The sequence below is a fragment of the Kibdelosporangium philippinense genome (assembly GCF_021390435.2).
GTDB classification, from domain to species: domain Bacteria; phylum Actinomycetota; class Actinomycetes; order Mycobacteriales; family Pseudonocardiaceae; genus Kibdelosporangium; species Kibdelosporangium philippinense.
In genome coordinates this window covers 475,671-494,225 of the sequence record NZ_JAJVCN010000004.1, presented here as the reverse complement: position 1 = coordinate 494,225, position 18,555 = coordinate 475,671, and the positions used below count along the sequence as shown (strand labels likewise).

Sequence of the window (18,555 nt, the reverse complement as noted above, 5' to 3'; positions counted from 1 at the left end):
CTGCTTCTTCACCCAGCCGTTTGACGGACATCACGGTACAACTCAAGCAGTGAAGGTTGACGAACGCTTGACTCACGGGTGGAGACTGTGCCTCAACCGGCTGATCTCCCGACCCGATCATCATGGTTAACTTCGCGCCCGGGCGCATGGCCTGCACCGGCTTGGCCGCAGCGAATACCCGAACTCAGCGACGGTCAGTGATACAAACACAGCGGTAAGTACGTTGTGCCGAAGGGTACTGGCGATCCTCTTCGTACAAGATCACACCCCCCTGCAGCGCAGTCGCTTGCCATCGATGACCGAGTTGGTGGACCACGTGATTCAGTACATCGTTCACGGTGAGAGGTGTGTTGCCGAAGTCAATGGTCAGCGGAGATTCCCGAAGCTTCCGTTCGTACCTGAACATGTAAGGAAGCGCACCCTTCAATCTGAACACTGCCTTGTCCATCGGCAACTCGCCTGCCAGATCAGACACAAACAGCTCAAGGTCTATGGGGTACAAGCAATCGAAATGATCCATCTGGACCGGGGCTACGTCGCGAGCGCGACCTGGGTCGTGGTTCCCGAAACCGTTTCGGTTCCACGGCACTCCGCCAACGTCCCGATGACGTTGGATCAGCACGGCTTCCGGCGCGACCGCAGCAAAGTCCTCGTCCATCCGGATGCAGTTGAACGATACGTCTTCCACCGCGATGTTGCGACGTTGTCAATCCCCTCAGATCGTGGAGACGGTTTATGCCACTTCGGTTCTGACCTGCGTCGCTGATACTGCTCGTGCGTGTGCCATCTGATGCTCGAACGGGATCGGGGCCAGGCCGTCGTTGGCGCTGTGCCGGCGGGTGGTGTTGTAGAAGTCCGCGATCCAGGTCGCGACCTTGATCCGCGCCTCAGCTCGGGTAGTGAACCGGTGTCGGTGTACGAATTCGACCTTGAGTGTGCTGTTGAACGCCTCGGCCGCGGCGTTGTCCAATGCGGACCCGACCCGGCCCATCGACTGCACCACACCCAGCGTCCGGCAGGCCGCCGCGGTCGCTGCGGCGGTGTATTCCGATCCGCGGTCGGTATGGAAGATCACCCCGTCCACGTCCCCGCCCCGGGTGGTCGCGGCCATCCGCAGCGACGCCACCACCACAGCCGCGTCATGGTGGGCGGACATCGCGTAACCCAGCATCCGGCGGGAGAACAGATCCTCAGTGGTCGCGAGATACAGCGGCCCCTCATCGGTGTCGATCTGCGTGACATCCCCGCACCACAACACATCCGGTGCCACCGCGGTGAAGTTCCGCCGAACCAGATCGCGAGCCACTGGCCGTTTCCCCGGCCGGGTCAGCGACCGCCGGCGTTTCGGCGGTCGTCCGGCCAGACCGAGCTCGACCATCCGCGCCGCCACGGTGTTCTCCGAGACCTTCCAGCCGGCCTCCCGCAGGTCACGGGTGATCCGGGGACTGCCATAGGTCTCACCCGAAACAGTGAACAACCTCCTGATCTGCTCATCCAACTGCTCCCGCCGCTGATCACGGGCAGTGGGCTTGCGGTTGATCCACTTGTAGAACCAGGACTGCGAGACCTCCAAGGCCCGGCAGGCGATCGCATGCGGGACACCGTGCTTGGTCCTCTGGGACGCGATGAACTCCGCCACGATCACTGGTTCATCGCGTCCTTCACCCACAGGACCACGGAGCGCTTGAGCACATCACGCTCCATCTCCAACTCGGCCTTCTCCTTCGCCCACTGTGCTCGTTCGGCCCGCAGCCGGGCCAACTCCGCACGCTCGGCCTCGTTCAACCCGTCTGCGGGCTGCCCGGTCTGGCGCCGGTCGGCCTGTACCCAGTTGTGCAGGGTGTACGCGCTGATCCCCAGATCCCGTGCGACCTGCGCCACCGACTTGCCGGTCTCGGACACGATGCGCACCGCACCCGCCCGAAACTCCGGATCAAACCGGCGCCTCTTATCTCCCACGACCTGATCATCTCTCTTGGTTCAGGTCTCCACGCTACGAGGGGAAGCACAACGTCCCGAGATCTTGCGGGCCGCGCGGACAAGGCCAGTGGGCAGTGACCTGTCCTTTCCCACGTACGTAAGTTGACCGTGATGAAAGAGCTGATACACCCCTGGCCTCGGCTCGATTGTTGCAAAACTCTCCGCCGAGAGCGCCTGCGTTGGCATAGAGGCGAACGCCTCCGTCAGTTGATCAGCAAGCGCTTTGGTCATGTTCAGCGAAAAGCGAGTACGCCCTGTGGCTGGCAGCCAACTATCTCTGTGGTCGCTGGTTTGCTGTACAGACAGCTCAGCGGGCTTCGGGAGCTGCGCATCTCCTCTGGCCTCACGTAGCGCGGACCGCCACAAACTCCTGAAGTGTTCCAACTCGGTTTCGCAGGGGCCGCGGCCAGCATCTGGACACAGCACGGTCACGAGTGCCTGCACCAGGTCCCAACTCGGCAACGTCAGGTTCGAAAATGCCGATCGGACTCGTTCGTGGCTTGCCGTTGTGGACAGACGGTCGTCCAACAGGATTGCCTTACTCAGGTTTCGCGTACTAGGCAGGCCAGCGCACTCGTGGAGGTCATGCAGGGCATCGTTGAGATCCCGCATGCGTGGTGGCAGGTCTGTCGGGCGTCGATACGAAGGCATGTGATCTCAGGTGTCCGTCAAAACGGGGCAAGCCCACTGTCTAAATGTGCCAACCCTGTCAAAGCCGCCGACGCTCATCGTCTAAGTATGGCCGAGCCCGTCAATGATCGTCTACCTGCTCTGCCGCGGATCGCATGGTTGAACCACAGCGGCAAGATCGAAGATTCGAGAACGGAGCGTCAATGGACCTACCTGCGGCCGGATCACTTATGTCGGCAGGTTTCCTCATCCTCTTGACCATTGTTGTGGTCGGCGTCGTAACACCCGCGGTGTGGTCGCGCAATGAACGACGACGGAAAGAGGCGGTTCACGTGCTGAGCCTGATGCTCACATGGCACCGCCACCTCGCTCTCTGTCGACAGTGCGAAGAGGTTGGGGCTGTGAGTCCGGGTGCGGAGGATGAGGCCACTCGTATAGCGAGGTCCACAGCACAGTCCGGCCAGGAGTAGCTGCCTGACCTCAATGCCGCCCAGTGGTTGTGCGGCCAGTCCCTCACGCGCACTGATGCGGAGCGAAAGGGACGACATCCGCGTCGAGAACCGGACGGGGATGTCGTCCCGGACTTCGCGAGGTGTCGTCACCACAATGCATCTCGTCATTCCCCGGTCGGACGACCAGGGAAACCAGACTATCCCGCTGAACGTCTGTCCGTTGAGGACGGATTCGAGCTGCAGCCACCCGCGGGCGGAGGCTGTCTTGATGGCGGTGAGGTACGTGCTTTCGCTCATGCGGTTCAACGAGCGGGCGCGCATCAGCAGGGCGGCGAGGAGACTCGCCAGGACCGTTTCAGCTCAGGCCCAGCCGGAGGCCGGGGAGGCGATCCGGCGGGTGGCAGCCAGAGCGAACCATCGGGTAATAACACGCCCTAAAGTGGGCGTGATTCGTCTAGTTTTCTCCAACGCGGCGAACGGCCCTACACCTACCGCTGGTCGAACGCGCAGGTGACGATAGGCGGCATCCTGCCGGTCAAGGTTTGGGGATGGGCGTGCCATTCGGCCACACGCACGGCGAGTCCGTCCCGATCGACAGGTTGCCGTTGGGGCTCTCCTCAACCGACATGCGAAAGCTGTCAGTCTTGTTCTCTACGAGGACAAGGTTTGCTCCAGGTCGTTTGTCGCCGGTGACGACAAAATCGTGGGTAGTCCACCATTTCACCACCGCGTCGATGACCTCTCCATTTCTCTCGGTGGGAACATCTCGGAGCCAGTACGACCTGCTGACGAACACGCGTCCTCGGGGACCGTGGTCAGACGGGTCATCGCACGGGCTGTTCTCGAACTTCGAGAGGATCTCCAGCCGCGGCGGAGGTTGCAGACTGGCGACAGCGTCCTGAATGTACTTCTCTGCCCGGTTGTTGGCTTCCTGCAGCGTAATCGTATTCACTGGACCATCCGAACTTGAACAAGAGACTGCAACAACAGAGAAGACCGCTGCGGTGACCGCAGTCAATCGATACATGATTCGACTCGTCTTCATGGGTTAGACCGTTGGCTTGCCAGCGATGATTCGCCCCATATTCGCCAGCCCGATATTTCGTGATTCCCAGTACTCGCTGTGTGCCGCGCCGCTACCGAACGGCCAGCTTGGCGTGCCAGGATCGGATGCGAAAACGTGACCACCGAAGCGCGCATCAGCCGGGTCCGGTCCATGGATGTCCATACTTCTTTCGATCGGGTCATCGAAACTGTGCGGGTTGTTGGACTGCCGGATGATGTCGTTCTCGGCGACGGTCGCATGTACCTGGTCGGGCGGCAGGTGAAGTTCTTCGATCTTGTCGACGCCGACTCCTGGGCTGCCGACGAAGATCACGCCATCGACGTCCAGCTGTTCGTCCCGGGCGGTATGCCCGATGACGGTAGATCCATAGCTGTGGCCGAGGACGACGTTGTGGGACTTGGGGCCTTCGTGGGTTGCCCGCAGGCCGTCCTGGAACCGGTCAAGGTCCTTCTTGGCGCCGTCGGCGTAGCTGTCGAAGGGAGCTTCGAAGATGGGATGTTGGGGTGCGTCGTATCCGATCCATGCGATGACGGATGTCGATGGCGAGTCGGCTTTCTTGGCTGCGTCGGCCATTCTGTCGGCCCGGTCCATCTCACGTTCCACGTCCGCCAGCTTGGCCCCCGTTCCGGGAACGTAGGTGCAGAGGTTCGCTGAGGTGTCGGGGTTGCCCATCGCGACGATGGCTCTACCGGTTCCGTTGGTGTCGATCCCGAGCAGGAATGCCTGCTGCTTTGTCTCGGTCGCGGCCCTCAGGCGCTCTTCGATCTTCTCGATTCCGTTCAGCTTGGCGTTGATCTCCGCGAGGCGATCGTTGTCGGGGCCGATCCGGCGCTCGCCAAGGCCGTTGAGACGTTCTTGTTCGGCGAGCAGCTGGGCTTTCAGCTCGGTCAGCCGAGTGCGGTTGGCACGATCCCGCGCAATGGCGGGCACACCGTCCAACGCACCGATTTCGCTGGAGTGCGTGTACAGCAAGGATTCCTGCTGCATCGGGGACAGCGAGTCCCACCACTTCTTCACTTCACTCGGCGCGGTGGTTCGGGGCGGGATCGCAGTGGCCGCAGCGGCTACTGTCGCCTGATCCGGCCCAGCGAACCCGGCCGTCTCCGGGCGCAGGCCCCGCAACGCGTAGGCCGCGTCGGCGTCCGCCCGCCGCGCTCGTTCGAGTTGGTCCTGTACCGCGTCCTGCAGGCGGCGGGCCTCGGGGTCGAGGCCCGCCATCGGTGCGGGCGGCGGTCCCGGTGTCACGACTTTGCCGTCGGGGTCGAATGCCCATCCGTGCGCTCGGACTTCATCCTGTAGGCGGTTCAGCTCGGCTCGGATGCCGCCAAGGTGGTGTGCCGCGTCGTTCAGGACTGGGGGGATGCGTGCGATCACAGCCGATACGTCTGCGTACTGCTTGCGGTGGTTGGCAAAGGTGGCCTTGGCCGAGTCGGCCGAGGCGCCAGTCCACGCCTCGAGTTTCTTCAGCTTCTGGTCCAGGTCGTTCGCCCGCGTCGTCAGCGCGTCGGCCAGGGTCTTCCAGTTGCGGGCTTCCTCGGTGTAGGCGTTGAGGTCCAGCCGCATCACGTCGTCGTAGGTGACCACGATTCCCCGGCTCAGTTCGGAAAGCGGCGGACGTTGTCCTGCTCGGTCGACGCGTAGGCCTCCGCCGAGAGCGACAGGGTATCCGCGGCTACCGCCAGCTTCGTGGTCATCGTGTGCAGCACCTGCTGCCACGCCGACTCGATCTCCGCATGCGCCCGCGGACTATCGAACGCGCGTGGCGCGCCGTTCATGGCGTCCTGCGCCCCACCCAACTTGCGCGCATCGTGATGCGCCTCGTCGGCCACGTCCACGATCTCGTCTGCCACCGACCGCAAGTCCTCCGGTGTCACCCGCAGGTGATCGTTTGGTGCTGGCATCCCCACCCCTTGACCCTGTTACTCCCCGTAAGTCGCTGCTCACGATAGGACCGCCGAGGTAAGTGAGTGGTGAAACCGAGACGCCTCACTCGTTCAGGCTAGTCCCCGGGCATCGTTTGCCTGGGGACTAGCTCAATTGATCACCGGCCGAGACGACCAGACTTGATCGCCTCAAGGAAAGGGCCGATGTCGGCACAAAGAACCACCGAGGGGTTCTTGCTGTCCCGCAACACATTCAGGTCGCGGTGTACTTCGATACAGTTTCCCCCTTCACCTCCGCTGTGGCTGCTCTTTCGCCACGCGGGCAGGCGTCGGTCCGGGGCCATCCCGCACCCCTTTCAGTCACTCTCACAGGTTGATCGCCACTCTATCGATGAGTTCACGAGACGCCTGTGGTTCGAGTGCCTGGCGGCAAAGCTGGTCGAACATCGTGGTGTAGCGGTGGACGTCGGCCGGTTTCTCCAGATAGAGCGAGCCACGCCCGTTCTCCAGGTAGACGGTGTTCATGCGGGGTTCCTGTTCGAAGCCCAGCAACGAGAACGGAGCCGTCATGGCGGGGTGCGCGCCGGAGTCGAACGTGAGGACCTGGATGGTGACGTGCGGGAGTTCGGCGAGTCGTGCGAGGTGTTCCAGTTGTTCGCGCATGACCGCGTGGCCGCCGGTGAGCCTGAGCAATACGGCCTCGTTGAGCACGGCGCGGACCGTCGGTGGCTCGGTGGTGAAGATCCGCTGCTGCCGTTCGCGTCGGAGTTCGACCTGCTTGTCGAGCTCAGTGTCGCTGCTGTCCGGTCGCGTGGCCAGGGCGACGGCGCGGGCGTAGTCGACGGTCTGCAACAGGCCAGGGACGAGTTCCGACTCGTAGGTACACAGGTCGGATGCGTCCAGCTCGTAGCCGAGGTACAGCTTGAACCAGTCCGGTACGAGTTTGCCGTAGCTGACCCACCAGCCGGGCTGATTGGCTTCGGTGGCGAGTTCGAGTAGCCGTGCCCGCTCGTCGGACGGCAGGTTGTACATGGGCGCGAGAAGCTTGACGTAGGTGCCTTTGATCGCTTGCTTGCCGCCCTCGATCTTGGACAGGGTCGCGGGCTGGACCTCGATCTCGGCGGCTGCGGCCTTGATCGAGACGCTGGCGGCTTCGCGGTGTTCGCGCAGCTCATAGCCAAGTTGCCACCGGCGGATGGTCGGACCTGGCTTCCTGGGCATAGTCATCGCTCCTCTGTGCCTCGTCGCGCATCATCTTGCCTTGTTCACGGAGCGTTGTTCACCAGGTTCACCCGTCTGCGGAACTTGCTGTAGGAACTTCCTGCGGTAGATTCCTGTGGCGCTTGACGGTGGATCCACGTCGGGTGGCACCTGCTTCGAAGCGCCGCACTCTCACAGGTCAGGCGCTTCGAAGCAGGCACGACTCAACGGAAGGACAGGTGATGACCAAGCCCGCGGGAGCCAACCCGACACTCAACTACCGGACCGGCTTGCAGACATCGACGAGTCCGGCGGTGCTGCGCGCGGAGCAGGACATGATTGCCCAGTCCGTACCGCCGTTCCGGTTTCGTTCACCGACTCCAGCGTCATCACCGCGGGCGCTGCCCTTCAACGCGTGTCCAAGCAATGCTCCGTGTCGAGGTGTCACAGCTACACCTTTGGCTGGACGGGAACTGAAGCCACACAACAGATGACCAGGCACATGCGCACATGCCATGGGCTGGAACCATCATGCCCCTGTCGGAGATCGAAGCCGCGCTCCTTGCGCTGGCGGAATCACGCACCCGCGTTAAAACCGACGCTCCTACACCCGAGCAAGTCGACCTGGCCGCGGCAATGCTTGCAGTTGACCAAGCGAGCACCGGCCACAGCCCTGCAAGTCCACTCGCGACACATGACTATTGAAGACTGGCAACAGATGTCCAGACTTTACGTGGCTGTCGCCGAACAAGCCGCGCTGCAGACAAGGACCATCGAGGCGCCACCTGCCCAGGAAGGGGAGCGGGATTGACGCCATGCTCGCCACCTGTGTCTTCCGGCGATTGGTGCACGTCATCGACGACGACAAACCGATCGAGTTCGCCGGCATGCCCCTTGCGGTTCGCCCGGATGCGGCGCCGTCTTACCACTCAACGGCGCACCCACCACAGTCCGGAACCAATGTCCCCGTATGCAGCTGCGAGCAACATCGCCGCAACGATCCCCGCGAGGACCAAGGACACCAATCCATGACCACAGACCTGCCCAGCGACATCCCGCTGTTCTGGGGGCGCGGCATCATCGAACCCAACTGCGCGCACGTCCGGGAAACCCGTACCGGGCAACCCGTCACCGACCTAGCCGAAGACGGCTCGATCATGGGATTCGCCATCTGTGGCTGCCTGCTTATCGCGGACGTCACCGATGAACAGGTCACCTCCGGCGTCCATCGACGGTGCTCCCGCTGTATGGAGCTGCTGGCTAACCGAAAGCCCGGCGTCGATTATCCACTCTGGACACCAGAGTAGCGGGGGCATCAGTCGGTCAGTGACCGACGCGCATCCAGGAGCCGGGCAGTCAGCGCATCACGATCTGCTGGAGCGATGAACATCTCGACCTCACCACCCACTGTCCTGGCCAGGGTGACATACCGCCCCACAACAGTGTCCACATAGGACACCGTGTCCGACGTGACCTGACGGCGCCCGACCCGATCCCGGATCGCGACCCGGAACTCGCCCGCCCCAGTCCGTGCAAGCGCGGCGATCTCGTGCAATCGCCGAACCTCCAACGGCACCGGATGAACCGCCACTCCACCGTGCGACCGGCGCTGACCGCCGTCGAAGGCCAGCACGTCCGCGCGCCGCACCCGGAACGGCTCGCCTCTGCCCATGCCGACGTCCGGTGTCTGTGCTACCACTATCCGGGGGAGACTCGCCGACCCGACCGACCGCAGCGACACCCAACCGTCTAGGCCGACGGCCAGCAGCGCCGAACGGCCGGTCGCGGCCGCGATCACCCCTGCCGTGGAATCCCCGACAGTGATCCACCCCGCGAACTCGATGCTCGGGCGGCACAACACCGCAAGCGCCGCCGCCACGTCAACATCCAAGCGGCCGCGCCGGTCCAGCCACCCCAACCGGGTGCATTCCTCCCGCAGCTGACGATCCAAGGCTTGATCTTCAGCCAAGGGGCGCCAGCCCACGTCCGGAGCCAGTACCTCTGGCAGTTCGCCGATGTTCTCGGCGCGAACCAGCCGCGTGAGCGTGTCCAGCGCCACCCGCCTTGGCCGTGGCCACAACACTCAGTCAATCCTTCCTCGCGTGTGAACCTTGGCCCCAGAGTTGGTCAGCCTGACCGCTACGGCTGGCCGCCGATCACCGGCGGCGCCGTGATCTCGTCGGTGCCGAACACACCTTCCGGGTCTGGCTCTCGTAGAAATGACGGACGCTCGTGCTCCTCGTCCTCACCGCCTTGTCCCTTACCGGGGACGGCACCCAGCGGCATCCCACCGGGACCACCACGACCAGCGACGCCGCCGCTTCGTGCCCCGGCACTCTGTCCCGCGATCGGCTCGCCGACCGGACCAACACCAGGCCGACCACCCACGCCAGGCCCTCCGGCACCTGGTCCACCTGCGCCCGGACTGCCGCTGCCTGGTCCTCGGCCGCCCGCTCCCAAACCAGCACCAGCGCCCGAGCCGCCTCGCCCACCCGAGCCCGCACCAACATCGGAACCACCGAGAGGGCCGATCACGCTACCCAGATAGCCCGATCCCGGACCTCCTTGCGGCACACCGCCCACCGGAGCACCCGTGCCACCGCCCGGCACACCCACCGGTGGCGCAGGAGGTGGTACGTGGCCGCTTGGAGTCGTCCCCTGTGGGGGAGACCCCACCACAGCGGCGCCACCGCCACCCGACGTACCGGGCCCAGCGGGCCCACCTCCAGCGGCTGAACCACCGCCACCAGCCGGACCGAAGCCACTACCGCCAGGCTGGTTGCCTCCATCGGGAGGATTCGGGTTATCCCGTCCGGAGCCTGGGCCACCCGACTCGCCGCCGCCACCAGGATTGACCGGCGTCGCAGTGGCAACACGGATCTCTGACTGGTCACCGGTAATCTGCCCGTAGGACTGGGGCATGTTCATGTTGTAGACCGACGCGTTCTCATACCCACGCATCACGTCCACATTGTGCTGAGCCGCAGCCTTATGCGCGCCGAGTTGCTCCCCATAGGTAACCATGGCACCCGGGTTCATGAACGCCGCCAACGGATCAACTTTCTCCGGCGCGGGCGGTACCGGAATCACCCTGTTCTTCGCGTCATCGAACGATCCAACCTGACGGTTCGTCAGATCCTGGGCGCTGCTCAGTGCGGGAGCTGCCAACGCGTGCTCGACGGCCAACGGCCCCAAACCCCGCTGCGCAGCGCCAGAAGCGCCGCCTTTCCACACCGCCTCAGTTTCACCGACCAGTTTCTTAATCTCGTCAGCCTGCTCGTTATAAAGCTTCGACAGCTCATTCACCAGCGCGGCGGCGCTACTGAGTTTCTCGCCACCCTGCCCTTGTTGAAAGTTGTTGTAAATCCCTTCGCCGGACAGGAACATCTCACGCACCCGCTCTCAACGTCTGGATTCCCAACGCCGCTGCCTGCTTCGCGCGGTCACATGCTGCTGCCCCCGTGAACCGGCTTCCCTGATGGCTCACGCGGAGTGTCAGTGTGTCGGACACACCCACGGTAATCGTGCAGTCGCCGCCTGCTCTACCATCGCTGAGGTCGTTGAACACGGCTGGATACCCATCCACCGAAGTGGGCTCAAAATAGCCAGGAAACGCTCCCTGCTCGTGTCCTCGATAAGTGTCTGACAGGCCGCGCTTGTTTCCTGTCAGAAACCCGATACTGATAGCGAACGAGGGGGTGTCGTTGTTGATCCAGAGACAACTGGGTCCTGCGGTTTTGGCAACCTGACTGTCCGTGTCGGGCTTGCCCTGAACCGGAAGGGTCAAGCTTTGCAATTGAGCTGGCGTAAGCACAGTGCACGGTTGTGACAGGAATTTACTCGCATCCAATGGCGTCGTCACCCTGGGAGCGCCATAGTCCTTTGGCTTGCTGGCAGAGGCCGTGGTGGACTGCGCACCCGTCGTTCCCGCCTGAGGCGTCGGAATACCGTTGTCCGTCGGCGTACACCCTGCAGCCCCTACTGCGGTCACAACCGCCGCGATGGCAATGAACCTCACTGATCGCATGCTGTCCGTTCAACCCCTGTACTGGCTCTTCAGATCCGACGTGACGCTATGCTCAGTGCTCGCGTATTGCTTGCGACTCGACTCGAATTTCGCGATCGCCGCGTCCGCTTCTCTCAGCAGGGCCCGGTTGTGTTCCAAGCCCAGCTGGAGCGAGTTCCTGGTTGCGTTGGCCTGCAGCACACTCAGGACGTCCTGGGCAGGCGGCTCAACGAACCCAATCGCCTGTGCGAACTTGTTCCTGGCATCGTAAATCTTTTCTCGCACGGCTTTGAGTCGAGTGATGATGCTGTCCAACTCGCCGAGGCTGGTGAACTCGTAATAGCCTCCAGCACCTCCACCGCCCGACTGATGGTGATACTCGCCGCCGAGCACGCCCGCGATGGCCCGGCCACTTTGTGTAACAGCGATCTCCGTGTCGATCTGCTGCCCTGCGGTTGCCGGCTGGCCCTGATCCTGTTCAAATCCTGCGGGCATCCGTCCGCTCCCCTCGACGACTACCAACCAGCCGAGCCTACCAACCGTTACAGACCGGCCACAGCCAGTTGGTCAGACGTCGAGGAGGTCACGTGCGTTCCCTCTTCCTGGACCACCACCCGAATGGACCGTGTCATTCGAGTCGAGTAGCTATGGTTGCCCGTCATGGGCGACTTCGAGCTTCCGGACGAGCTGCGGCAAAGCTTCGCCGAACGTGCGGACCACTGGGACGACCTGGTGCGCCGATACCAGCAGCTGCTGGGGCAGCAGGTCAGCGAGCAGGCCCAAGAGTGGATGGGTGACCAACTCATGACCTGGGCACTCTTCGCCGATGCCGACCGGGCTTGGGCACGCGGCGACATCGAGGCTGGCAACCAACTCATGGAGATCGCCAAGCCCTACATGGAGCGCGCTGGGCAAGGTTTCCACCTCATAGTCCGACGTCCTGATCATCCAAACAGGTGACCGCCCACGCCGGCCTCGTATTCCGAGTCCGGATATTCCGCGTCGCAGCACCAGCAGGAATCCATCGATGCCGTGTCTCGTTCGGGTTACGCGCTCATCCTGGTTCACCACCGGCCAGCGGCCGACCCTGGTTACCATGCCAGCGGTCGGCGACACCGCTCACTTTGCCTCATGATGCCCCTCAGGCCCCGGCGGACGCCTGATATTGGCCTTTCTCGGCTGCTCGGCGAACACCTCGAGCTGGTCAACGCTCGGCACATCGTGACCGACTGACCAGGCACTTTCCTCAGTCTCCGTGATCGGATGCCCGCGCTTCAAACAAGACCGCCAAGTGGTCTGAGCCTGCAGCGTCCAAGACCTTGGCATTCAGCACGATTCCCGGTGACGCGACGCAATAGTCGATCGCTTCCACCGGTTCATCGGCTGGATAAGTCGGCACTGCCGGTCGCGGCGCCACCGACACCGAATCCGAGCTACTCAGCCACGAAGAAGCCGGTGTGTTGAAGTCCCCGCACAACAACCACTCGCCATCCAACTCGCCGGTGATACTGGTGAGCCGCCGCAGCGCAGCCGCTCGCGCCTCGGCATCGCCGCGCGGCAGATGCGTCGTGCCCACCCACAACGAACCGAACTTCGCGAACGTCACCGATCGAAGTTCAGAAGGCTCGCTACCGTCATAGACCGTCGACGGCCACACAAGCTGACGCTGCCGAACGATCGAGAACGGCAGTCTACTCAAGAGAGCATTACCAAAACCGCCACGCGGCCCATGCTCTTGTCCATACTCAAAAATGGGAGCGAAAACCGACGTGTACCCGCATTGCTCAGCTACAGCCTCGATGCGCGAAGTGTCACCCCATGTCTCGTCAACCTCGACCAGCGACACCACCTGTGGATCAGTCTCACGAACCAGATCGACCACGTTGTCCACATTAGACTCACCAGTGGCATCGAGCCACGAGTGGACGTTCCAATGCAGGATCCGCAACTCTCCCCCGTCGAACGGACGCGCCATCGCGCTGAAACTTCCCTTCAGTTCAACAGATTACAGCGACCAGCCAGTTCACGAACTCCCGACGAGCGACGCTCCCGGCTGAGCAAGTCGCGCAGCAAATCATGCGTCAACCGGTGTTCGCGTACCTCGTCAGCTGCGATGTGTTCCGCTTCAAGCAAGGCACCGACAGCCGCTTCGTCGTCACCTTGTCCGTGGTGACTCCTCGCCACGTCGATCAGGAATCGCGCCCGCCGTTCTGTCAGTGCGGCGGGCATGCGGTTGAGCTTCACAGCCGAGACGTGATGCAGTGCTTGCCGAGTGTCACCCAGTTCCACCGCGATGGCGACTTCGTGGATCGCGACATTCGTGGGCCCGAAGACCGTACCGAGGTCGATGCGATCGTCGCCGAGTTCCTCTGCGCATGTGGCGGCAGCCCTCAGCGCCGCATACGCCTCACGGCTACTTCCGCGGCGAGCGGCAGCTGCGGCACCACTGAGCAACGCGGCACCCCGCAGGCTCAGCGCGGTCTGTCGTTGAGCGGGCTTTGCGGTGTCGAGTTGAACCGTGGCAAGGAACGCTGTTCGAGTGGCTTCTTCGAAGTTCGAAGCCCGCATGTGCACCTCGGACAAGCAACGCGTCGCAGCGGCGATTCGTAGGACATCATCGGCCTGCTCAGCGGCTTTGATGGACCGTTCGGCGGCGATCCACGCCGCGACCGGACTGTCCGCCTTGATGAGGCTCCATGCAGCAACGCCGTATGCGTCCGACAGCAACGTCTGGATGTCGGGCGAATCTGTTCCCTGCAGGCTCGCCCATTCCACGCGACCGATCAGCGATGGCAGGTCCGTCGCCAATTTCGCATAGTCGGATGACAAATGTGCCGTCAAGGCATCGTGGGCTGACCTCTGAAGCTCAGGGACGTTAGCCACACGACCGTCGTCGGCGGCCCCCACCGTCCTGATCGCGTCGGTCGGACTGAGAACCGCGTTGTGGATCTGGATCGCCCAGGACGTTGACGGGAGCGAAGCTCGACCTACATCACCGGGGAAACTGCTGCCGGGAGACGGAGGTGAAGCCGAGCCTGGCACGGCAAACCAAGGCACGGCCGCAGCGCCGACACCGTGCCGCAGCAGCAAGCGGCGGTTGAGCGGACTCATGGCCTCCCATCCGTCTGCGGCGCCGTCGATCTTCCCTGCGCCGGAGGACGACTCCTGCTGCCTGCCTGTGGAGAGGTCGACAGCGTGCAGCGGCACATATGCTGGTTGACCTTCAATCAGGACCGGCAGTAGCACACTATCTGTAAAGAGGCCTCCGGTGTCATCACGACCCAGCGAAAGTTGATGCCCTTCCTTAATACGACCGCTCAACATCGTGCCGAGCGAAGTCGACGGATGGCCAGCCGCTCCGGTTCGAAGCGCTCGACGTTCGGCGTCTGCCTGTCCCCACAGCTGTAGGAGGGCTCCGTGGGCACGCAACGCGTCGTCCAGCGCACGAACAAGCGCAATTGAGGGGAGGTTTCCGCCGACTCTCTCGGCCGCGCACACGTATTCTCTGGTGTAGCCCGTCAGACTAGCGAGTCGCTTCTGGCTGAGAGGCGCATCCAGGCGCAACCGTCTGATCTCTCGAGCAAGCCGCTCAGCGGCTCCTTGCCCGTCGCCCTTCGGGGCTTTCTCGTTCTCCATGTCGAATCCCAAAGGTTACCGTCGGCTTCGAAAGATGAACGGCCTTGATTCCGGTTTAGCCAATTCACAGTAGCCGATCAGACCACAGTGGAGCGTGGATCACGTGTCTACGACCTGATTGGAGTAACTGCAACTACCGCATGCGGCATCTCTCGGGTGATCGTCGATGAGCGCCAACCCGGTCGGCGGGACGTCGCCCGCTCGCACCAAACCCGTTGTCATGTGCGGAGTCGCGATCCAAACCGCCAGGGGGTAAATGCATTTACCCGCTTCCACCAATCACAACCTGGCTGGTCGTATGTACGGGACGTAACCCGAACGCACATCCCAGGAGTGATAACCGTGAACGTAAAGCCCTCAAATTCGCGAATCTCGGTCACTGCGGTCCTGTGCGTGGTGCTGGGAACCATGGCCGCATCAGCCCCTGCAAGCCCAACCAACACGGAATGGGGCCGGCCAAATTGGCTGTTCATCACGGTGACCTTCGGCATGCAGGCGCTCATCGTGGGCGTGCACGTCTTGTTGCTCAGGCATCGGATAGCCCAAAAACGCTGCGGCGAAATCCGAGACAGGGCGACCGCGATCCTGGGAAAACCTTGCCCACAAACCGAAACCAGCGACGGCCATCGTTCCTTCGGCCGCAGTCCACCGGTGCGACAACGCATTCAATACGTCATCGCTGGTTGCTGGGAAGACCCTGTCGTCACTCGTGCCTCAGTGTGGCGACCTGCGGCGGCAGCGCGTCCTGCCGCGCAGCCGGGTAGGCGCCACGGCCAGGCGGGTAGTGGCTCCGGATGAGGATCGCCGCGTGATCCCGTTGAGACCACCCGCTACGCGCCACCCGCCGATCCGCATGGCCAACGTGACTGACGTTAAGTCGCCGCGGCCATGCGGATCGGGCACAACATCCACCCTCCACTGTGTACAAGGGAAAGCAAGTCAGTTCAGGTGATGACATGTCGACAGCAGAACTTGTGTTGTGGGGCACCAATCCCAACAGCAGCGTGTTCTACGCCGCTCGGGTCCACGTGGTGTCGCCCGACTACCCGTGGGCCGCCCTCTGCGGTTTGCCCGTCGAACTAGTCTGGCAACAGCGACCAGCCACACCCCACCACCAGTGTCCCGAATGCTGCCTGATCGCGATCGCTTGGTTCTTTCCAGCGTCCGACCAGCAGTCGCCGTTGCATAGCTTCATCAACAGCACAGACGCGGCTCTCGCGCTACAGAACACATTGCCACAGGCCGGGTAGACGCTTGCCCTGATGGGGTTGCGGCTCCGGAGTTCGATCCCGCCGATTCCGTTGAGACCACCTGAAGTGCGTCGCCCGCTGGTCTGTGTGGTCCGGTGCCGGTCCACACAGACCAAGTTTGCCCATCATCGCCGCCGTTCCACACGGCGAATCGACAACCACCACAAGGAGATCGGCATGTCCAAGGTGACAGAACAGTCCACTGTTGACCAGTTCGATCGGACTACAGGCTCCCAGCCTTCCATCGAAGAAGTCGCGGTCACCAAAACGGTGAGCGAGATGGCCGCAGACCAAGCGCCGAAGATGTTCGCCATTGCCCTGGAGTACCATGTCGCATTCAAGATCCAGTTCGTAGCGTGGGGCATGGCGTTCGACGGATACGCCTACGTGGTCATGTACGACGGCAACATGCAGTTCCTCACGACTGACGCCGATGGGGCGCTGAAATGCTTCCCTAAGACGGGCAACGTCACTCCGCGCCTGATTTGGGTTGGTCCTTCACCTGCCACTGGTCAGGGCTAGTTCTGCCCCGGTACACGACAACTTGCCATCTTCGGCGATGGCGGAGCCAACCAGTGCTCGCCGTCGCCGATGGCACACAAGAACACACCGTCAGCCCTCATTCTCGTTCCACTACACAGGATCCACAGCGCCATGAGCATCGTCATGTGGGGTTCAACATCCGAGCCCGGTCGTCCACCGTTCCTCCGCAGCAGGCTCGGAGTCAAGCTGCGCCGCATGCGGGAAGCTGCCAACCTCACCTTGGACGAGGCAGCGTCCCGGTTGGACAAGACGCGAAGCGCGCTGCACCGCATTGAAACAGGTGAGACCAAGCAAAATATCCACCTGGTTCGTTCGATGATGGACGTCTACGACTGTCCAGATGCCACTCTGATCGACGAAGTCCGCAAAGCCCTCAAACGACCGTGGCACCATGCGTACGGCGCACAGAACCGGTACCACGTCGACGCCGAGACCGAGGCCGCCGTGGTCTGCGATTTCTCGACGCTCGTCGTGCCCGAACTCCTTCAAACCGAGGAATACACCCTGGCACTGCTCAAGGATTGGGATCACCCCGCGCCGTTCGATGAGGTGATCGTCCGGCGGATTCGTCAACAGCGGCTCACCGCTGGAAAGCCATCCCTGCGATTGATCGCCGTCATCGACGAGATGGTGCTGCGTCGCATTGTTGGTGGGTCGGAAACGATGCGCGACCAGTTGCAGCGCCTTATCGACGCGGCGGCCATCCGCACTGTCGCACTGCACGTACTTCCCACCGCAGGGCAAAGTCCTTGCACAGCAATGGGACCGTTCACACTCATGATGCTGTCCGACTCCGCCGACCCCGACTTGCTGCATATCGACCAGCTCGCGGGCCCTCTGGATTTGGAGGACTCGCAGAAGCTGGCCGACGCTCACGACGTGTTCAAGCATCTGCGGAGTCAGGCACTTGGCGAGGCCGCGTCAATCCAGTTGATAGAGCGCGTTCTTACCGAAAACCATCGACCATCAGCAGTATCGACCGACGCCGAACCTGCGCCGTCCTCATCGCACGGTGATTCCGCCGACACGGCATCGCTCCGATACTCGCCAGCTACGGGCACGTCCGAGAAGCCCTGAAGCGGCATGATCAGTACCCGGCTCCCTCCGACGCACTGACAGTCTTCCCGTTTACAGCTCAATCACGCCTCAACTCGTGGGCATGACACTGATAGCAACCACTGCACCGAACAGCAGGAACGGACCTCCGGGCACAATGCGATTTTCTGGGAGGCGATTGATCAGCCGAAGTAGCAAACATACGGTGCTTCCAACGCACGCAGCGAGGAACACACCAAGCGCCAACGCGGACCAGCTCAACCAACCGAGCACCAACCCCAGCAGAGCGCCCAGCTTGATGTCACCAGCCCCCAGGCCGCCGTCAGAAGCCAGCGCCATTACGAGGTAGAACCCGGCTGACAGGATTGATCCGACAAGTGCCCGGACGAGGCTTTCACTGTCGGAGTGCGCGATCGACAGCACACCGAAGAGGGTGCCGAGCACTACGGCACTTGTCAGGATCATCTCCTTAGGGAGTCGCTGCTTGACTATGTCCACGATGGACAGCGACACACCAATTGCGGCGAGATAGCTGTAGGGCAGCAGTTCGATGTTCCAGCCGATCCGCCACGCCAATAAGCCGAACAAGACGGCGGTGAGCAATGAAGCAGTTGGTGGCGCAGTGAGCCATCCTCTGCGATCTGCAGCGAGAAGTCGTCGTGTCCAGACATGAATCAATATCGCGACAACGGCGCCTACTCCCGCCCACAAGACGATCAACATGTCGCAGGTCCTTGTTGCGCCTCATGCGTTCGCAGCGGGATCACCGAGTCACCTCCGCAGGTAGTTGAATGCTCCGTCAGTGTGACCTCACAGCATTGCGAATCGTGGAGTTTGTAGTCCGAAAGAGTGA

At 62.6% G+C, this 18,555-nt stretch carries 22 protein-coding genes and 1 pseudogene; 6 read left to right on the top strand and 17 right to left on the bottom strand.

Annotation, left to right across the window (positions count from 1 at the left end; translation table 11 throughout):
• Positions 1 to 295 precede the first annotated feature (295 nt).
• Positions 296 to 766: a hypothetical protein gene (locus tag LWC34_RS45220; RefSeq protein ID WP_233731456.1), complete on the top strand. Its 471-nt coding sequence runs from the start codon at positions 296 to 298 to the stop codon at positions 764 to 766.
• Here LWC34_RS45220 and LWC34_RS45215 read toward each other — a convergent pair.
• From LWC34_RS45215 to LWC34_RS45180, 8 genes are all read right to left on the bottom strand, one after another.
• Positions 734 to 1,645 carry an IS3 family transposase gene (locus tag LWC34_RS45215; RefSeq protein ID WP_233722569.1) on the bottom strand — a complete coding sequence of 304 codons (912 nt, stop codon included), beginning with the start codon at positions 1,643 to 1,645 and terminating at the stop codon, positions 734 to 736. The two genes, LWC34_RS45220 and LWC34_RS45215, sit on opposite strands and share 33 nt — an antisense overlap.
• Positions 1,642 to 1,959 carry a transposase gene (locus tag LWC34_RS45210; protein WP_233722568.1) on the bottom strand — a complete coding sequence of 106 codons (318 nt, stop codon included), beginning with the start codon at positions 1,957 to 1,959 and terminating at the stop codon, positions 1,642 to 1,644. The genes LWC34_RS45215 and LWC34_RS45210 overlap by 4 nt, the downstream gene beginning before the upstream one ends.
• Positions 1,960 to 3,597: 1,638 nt before the next feature.
• On the bottom strand, positions 3,598 to 4,107 hold the full coding sequence (locus tag LWC34_RS45205; RefSeq protein ID WP_233731455.1) for a hypothetical protein: 510 nt from the start codon (positions 4,105 to 4,107) through the stop codon (positions 3,598 to 3,600).
• A 3-nt stretch (positions 4,108 to 4,110) separates the two neighbouring features.
• Entirely contained in the window at positions 4,111 to 5,712 is a 1,602-nt protein-coding gene (locus LWC34_RS58400; RefSeq protein ID WP_233731454.1) for an alpha/beta hydrolase, read from the bottom strand.
• A gap of 11 nt (positions 5,713 to 5,723) precedes the next feature.
• Complete coding sequence (locus tag LWC34_RS45195; protein WP_233731453.1) at positions 5,724 to 6,029, bottom strand: type VII secretion target; 306 nt, start codon at positions 6,027 to 6,029, stop codon at positions 5,724 to 5,726.
• A 140-nt stretch (positions 6,030 to 6,169) separates the two neighbouring features.
• Positions 6,170 to 6,355: a DUF397 domain-containing protein gene (locus LWC34_RS45190; RefSeq protein WP_233731452.1), complete on the bottom strand. Its 186-nt coding sequence runs from the start codon at positions 6,353 to 6,355 to the stop codon at positions 6,170 to 6,172.
• A gap of 22 nt (positions 6,356 to 6,377) precedes the next feature.
• Positions 6,378 to 7,238, bottom strand: coding sequence for a helix-turn-helix domain-containing protein (locus tag LWC34_RS45185; protein ID WP_233731451.1), 861 nt, complete (start codon positions 7,236 to 7,238; stop codon positions 6,378 to 6,380).
• Positions 7,239 to 7,488: 250 nt separating this feature from the next.
• Positions 7,489 to 7,659, bottom strand: a complete 171-nt coding sequence (locus LWC34_RS45180) for a hypothetical protein (RefSeq protein ID WP_233731450.1) — start codon at positions 7,657 to 7,659, stop codon at positions 7,489 to 7,491.
• 580 nt (positions 7,660 to 8,239) lie between these two features.
• Here LWC34_RS45180 and LWC34_RS45175 point away from each other — a divergent pair.
• Positions 8,240 to 8,518 carry a hypothetical protein gene (locus tag LWC34_RS45175; protein WP_233731449.1) on the top strand — a complete coding sequence of 93 codons (279 nt, stop codon included), beginning with the start codon at positions 8,240 to 8,242 and terminating at the stop codon, positions 8,516 to 8,518.
• An 8-nt stretch (positions 8,519 to 8,526) separates the two neighbouring features.
• On the opposite strand, the gene LWC34_RS45170 is transcribed toward LWC34_RS45175, so the two are convergent.
• Genes LWC34_RS45170 through LWC34_RS45160 form a run of 4 tightly spaced genes read right to left on the bottom strand, consistent with a single transcriptional unit; the run spans position 8,527 to position 11,712 of the window.
• Entirely contained in the window at positions 8,527 to 9,294 is a 768-nt protein-coding gene (locus LWC34_RS45170; RefSeq protein ID WP_233731448.1) for an ESX secretion-associated protein EspG, read from the bottom strand.
• A gap of 56 nt (positions 9,295 to 9,350) precedes the next feature.
• Positions 9,351 to 10,607 carry a hypothetical protein gene (locus LWC34_RS45165; RefSeq protein ID WP_233731447.1) on the bottom strand — a complete coding sequence of 419 codons (1,257 nt, stop codon included), beginning with the start codon at positions 10,605 to 10,607 and terminating at the stop codon, positions 9,351 to 9,353.
• The gene (locus tag LWC34_RS59155) at positions 10,600 to 11,238 is read right to left on the bottom strand and encodes a DUF3558 domain-containing protein (protein ID WP_372496774.1); all 639 of its coding nucleotides are present in this window, start codon (positions 11,236 to 11,238) and stop codon (positions 10,600 to 10,602) included. The genes LWC34_RS45165 and LWC34_RS59155 overlap by 8 nt, the downstream gene beginning before the upstream one ends.
• Before the next feature lie 9 nt (positions 11,239 to 11,247).
• Positions 11,248 to 11,712: a hypothetical protein gene (locus tag LWC34_RS45160; RefSeq protein WP_233731446.1), complete on the bottom strand. Its 465-nt coding sequence runs from the start codon at positions 11,710 to 11,712 to the stop codon at positions 11,248 to 11,250.
• A gap of 165 nt (positions 11,713 to 11,877) precedes the next feature.
• Between LWC34_RS45160 and LWC34_RS45155 the strand changes: the two genes are divergently transcribed.
• Positions 11,878 to 12,177 carry a hypothetical protein gene (locus LWC34_RS45155; protein ID WP_233731445.1) on the top strand — a complete coding sequence of 100 codons (300 nt, stop codon included), beginning with the start codon at positions 11,878 to 11,880 and terminating at the stop codon, positions 12,175 to 12,177.
• A gap of 286 nt (positions 12,178 to 12,463) precedes the next feature.
• Here LWC34_RS45155 and LWC34_RS45150 read toward each other — a convergent pair whose 3' ends face one another.
• The 4 genes and pseudogenes from LWC34_RS45150 to LWC34_RS45140 form a co-directional block, all read right to left on the bottom strand.
• On the bottom strand, positions 12,464 to 13,192 hold the full coding sequence (locus tag LWC34_RS45150; protein ID WP_284051885.1) for an endonuclease/exonuclease/phosphatase family protein: 729 nt from the start codon (positions 13,190 to 13,192) through the stop codon (positions 12,464 to 12,466).
• A 17-nt stretch (positions 13,193 to 13,209) separates the two neighbouring features.
• Positions 13,210 to 14,424, bottom strand: a complete 1,215-nt coding sequence (locus LWC34_RS45145; protein WP_233731443.1) for a hypothetical protein — start codon at positions 14,422 to 14,424, stop codon at positions 13,210 to 13,212.
• Positions 14,425 to 14,628: 204 nt separating this feature from the next.
• Positions 14,629 to 14,853: pseudogene (locus LWC34_RS59150) on the bottom strand (helix-turn-helix transcriptional regulator); the annotation flags it as partial.
• Between the two features lie 703 nt (positions 14,854 to 15,556).
• Complete coding sequence (locus tag LWC34_RS45140; RefSeq protein ID WP_233731442.1) at positions 15,557 to 15,694, bottom strand: hypothetical protein; 138 nt, start codon at positions 15,692 to 15,694, stop codon at positions 15,557 to 15,559.
• A gap of 115 nt (positions 15,695 to 15,809) precedes the next feature.
• On the opposite strand from LWC34_RS45140, the gene LWC34_RS45135 reads away from it, so the two are divergent.
• From LWC34_RS45135 to LWC34_RS45125, 3 genes are all read left to right on the top strand, one after another.
• Positions 15,810 to 16,103 carry a hypothetical protein gene (locus tag LWC34_RS45135; RefSeq protein WP_233731441.1) on the top strand — a complete coding sequence of 98 codons (294 nt, stop codon included), beginning with the start codon at positions 15,810 to 15,812 and terminating at the stop codon, positions 16,101 to 16,103.
• Positions 16,104 to 16,280: 177 nt separating this feature from the next.
• Positions 16,281 to 16,625, top strand: coding sequence for a hypothetical protein (locus LWC34_RS45130; protein ID WP_233731440.1), 345 nt, complete (start codon positions 16,281 to 16,283; stop codon positions 16,623 to 16,625).
• Between the two features lie 132 nt (positions 16,626 to 16,757).
• Positions 16,758 to 17,723, top strand: coding sequence for a helix-turn-helix domain-containing protein (locus LWC34_RS45125; protein WP_233731439.1), 966 nt, complete (start codon positions 16,758 to 16,760; stop codon positions 17,721 to 17,723).
• A gap of 69 nt (positions 17,724 to 17,792) precedes the next feature.
• Here LWC34_RS45125 and LWC34_RS45120 read toward each other — a convergent pair whose 3' ends face one another.
• Positions 17,793 to 18,425, bottom strand: coding sequence for a prepilin peptidase (locus tag LWC34_RS45120; RefSeq protein ID WP_233731438.1), 633 nt, complete (start codon positions 18,423 to 18,425; stop codon positions 17,793 to 17,795).
• Positions 18,426 to 18,555 lie beyond the last annotated feature (130 nt).

Coding starts and splice junctions, on each gene's coding strand:
- LWC34_RS45150 (WP_284051885.1), bottom strand. CDS start 13,192: ATGGCGCGTCCGTTCGACGGGGGAGAGTTGCGGATCCTGCATTGGAAC.
- LWC34_RS45185 (WP_233731451.1), bottom strand. CDS start 7,238: ATGACTATGCCCAGGAAGCCAGGTCCGACCATCCGCCGGTGGCAACTT.
- LWC34_RS45160 (WP_233731446.1), bottom strand. CDS start 11,712: ATGCCCGCAGGATTTGAACAGGATCAGGGCCAGCCGGCAACCGCAGGG.
- LWC34_RS45125 (WP_233731439.1), top strand. CDS start 16,758: ATGAGCATCGTCATGTGGGGTTCAACATCCGAGCCCGGTCGTCCACCG.
- LWC34_RS45175 (WP_233731449.1), top strand. CDS start 8,240: ATGACCACAGACCTGCCCAGCGACATCCCGCTGTTCTGGGGGCGCGGC.
- LWC34_RS59155 (WP_372496774.1), bottom strand. CDS start 11,238: ATGCGATCAGTGAGGTTCATTGCCATCGCGGCGGTTGTGACCGCAGTA.
- LWC34_RS45205 (WP_233731455.1), bottom strand. CDS start 4,107: ATGAAGACGAGTCGAATCATGTATCGATTGACTGCGGTCACCGCAGCG.
- LWC34_RS45155 (WP_233731445.1), top strand. CDS start 11,878: ATGGGCGACTTCGAGCTTCCGGACGAGCTGCGGCAAAGCTTCGCCGAA.
- LWC34_RS45120 (WP_233731438.1), bottom strand. CDS start 18,425: ATGTTGATCGTCTTGTGGGCGGGAGTAGGCGCCGTTGTCGCGATATTG.
- LWC34_RS45130 (WP_233731440.1), top strand. CDS start 16,281: ATGTCCAAGGTGACAGAACAGTCCACTGTTGACCAGTTCGATCGGACT.
- LWC34_RS45135 (WP_233731441.1), top strand. CDS start 15,810: ATGTCGACAGCAGAACTTGTGTTGTGGGGCACCAATCCCAACAGCAGC.
- LWC34_RS45190 (WP_233731452.1), bottom strand. CDS start 6,355: ATGGCCCCGGACCGACGCCTGCCCGCGTGGCGAAAGAGCAGCCACAGC.
- LWC34_RS45220 (WP_233731456.1), top strand. CDS start 296: ATGACCGAGTTGGTGGACCACGTGATTCAGTACATCGTTCACGGTGAG.
- LWC34_RS45195 (WP_233731453.1), bottom strand. CDS start 6,029: ATGCCAGCACCAAACGATCACCTGCGGGTGACACCGGAGGACTTGCGG.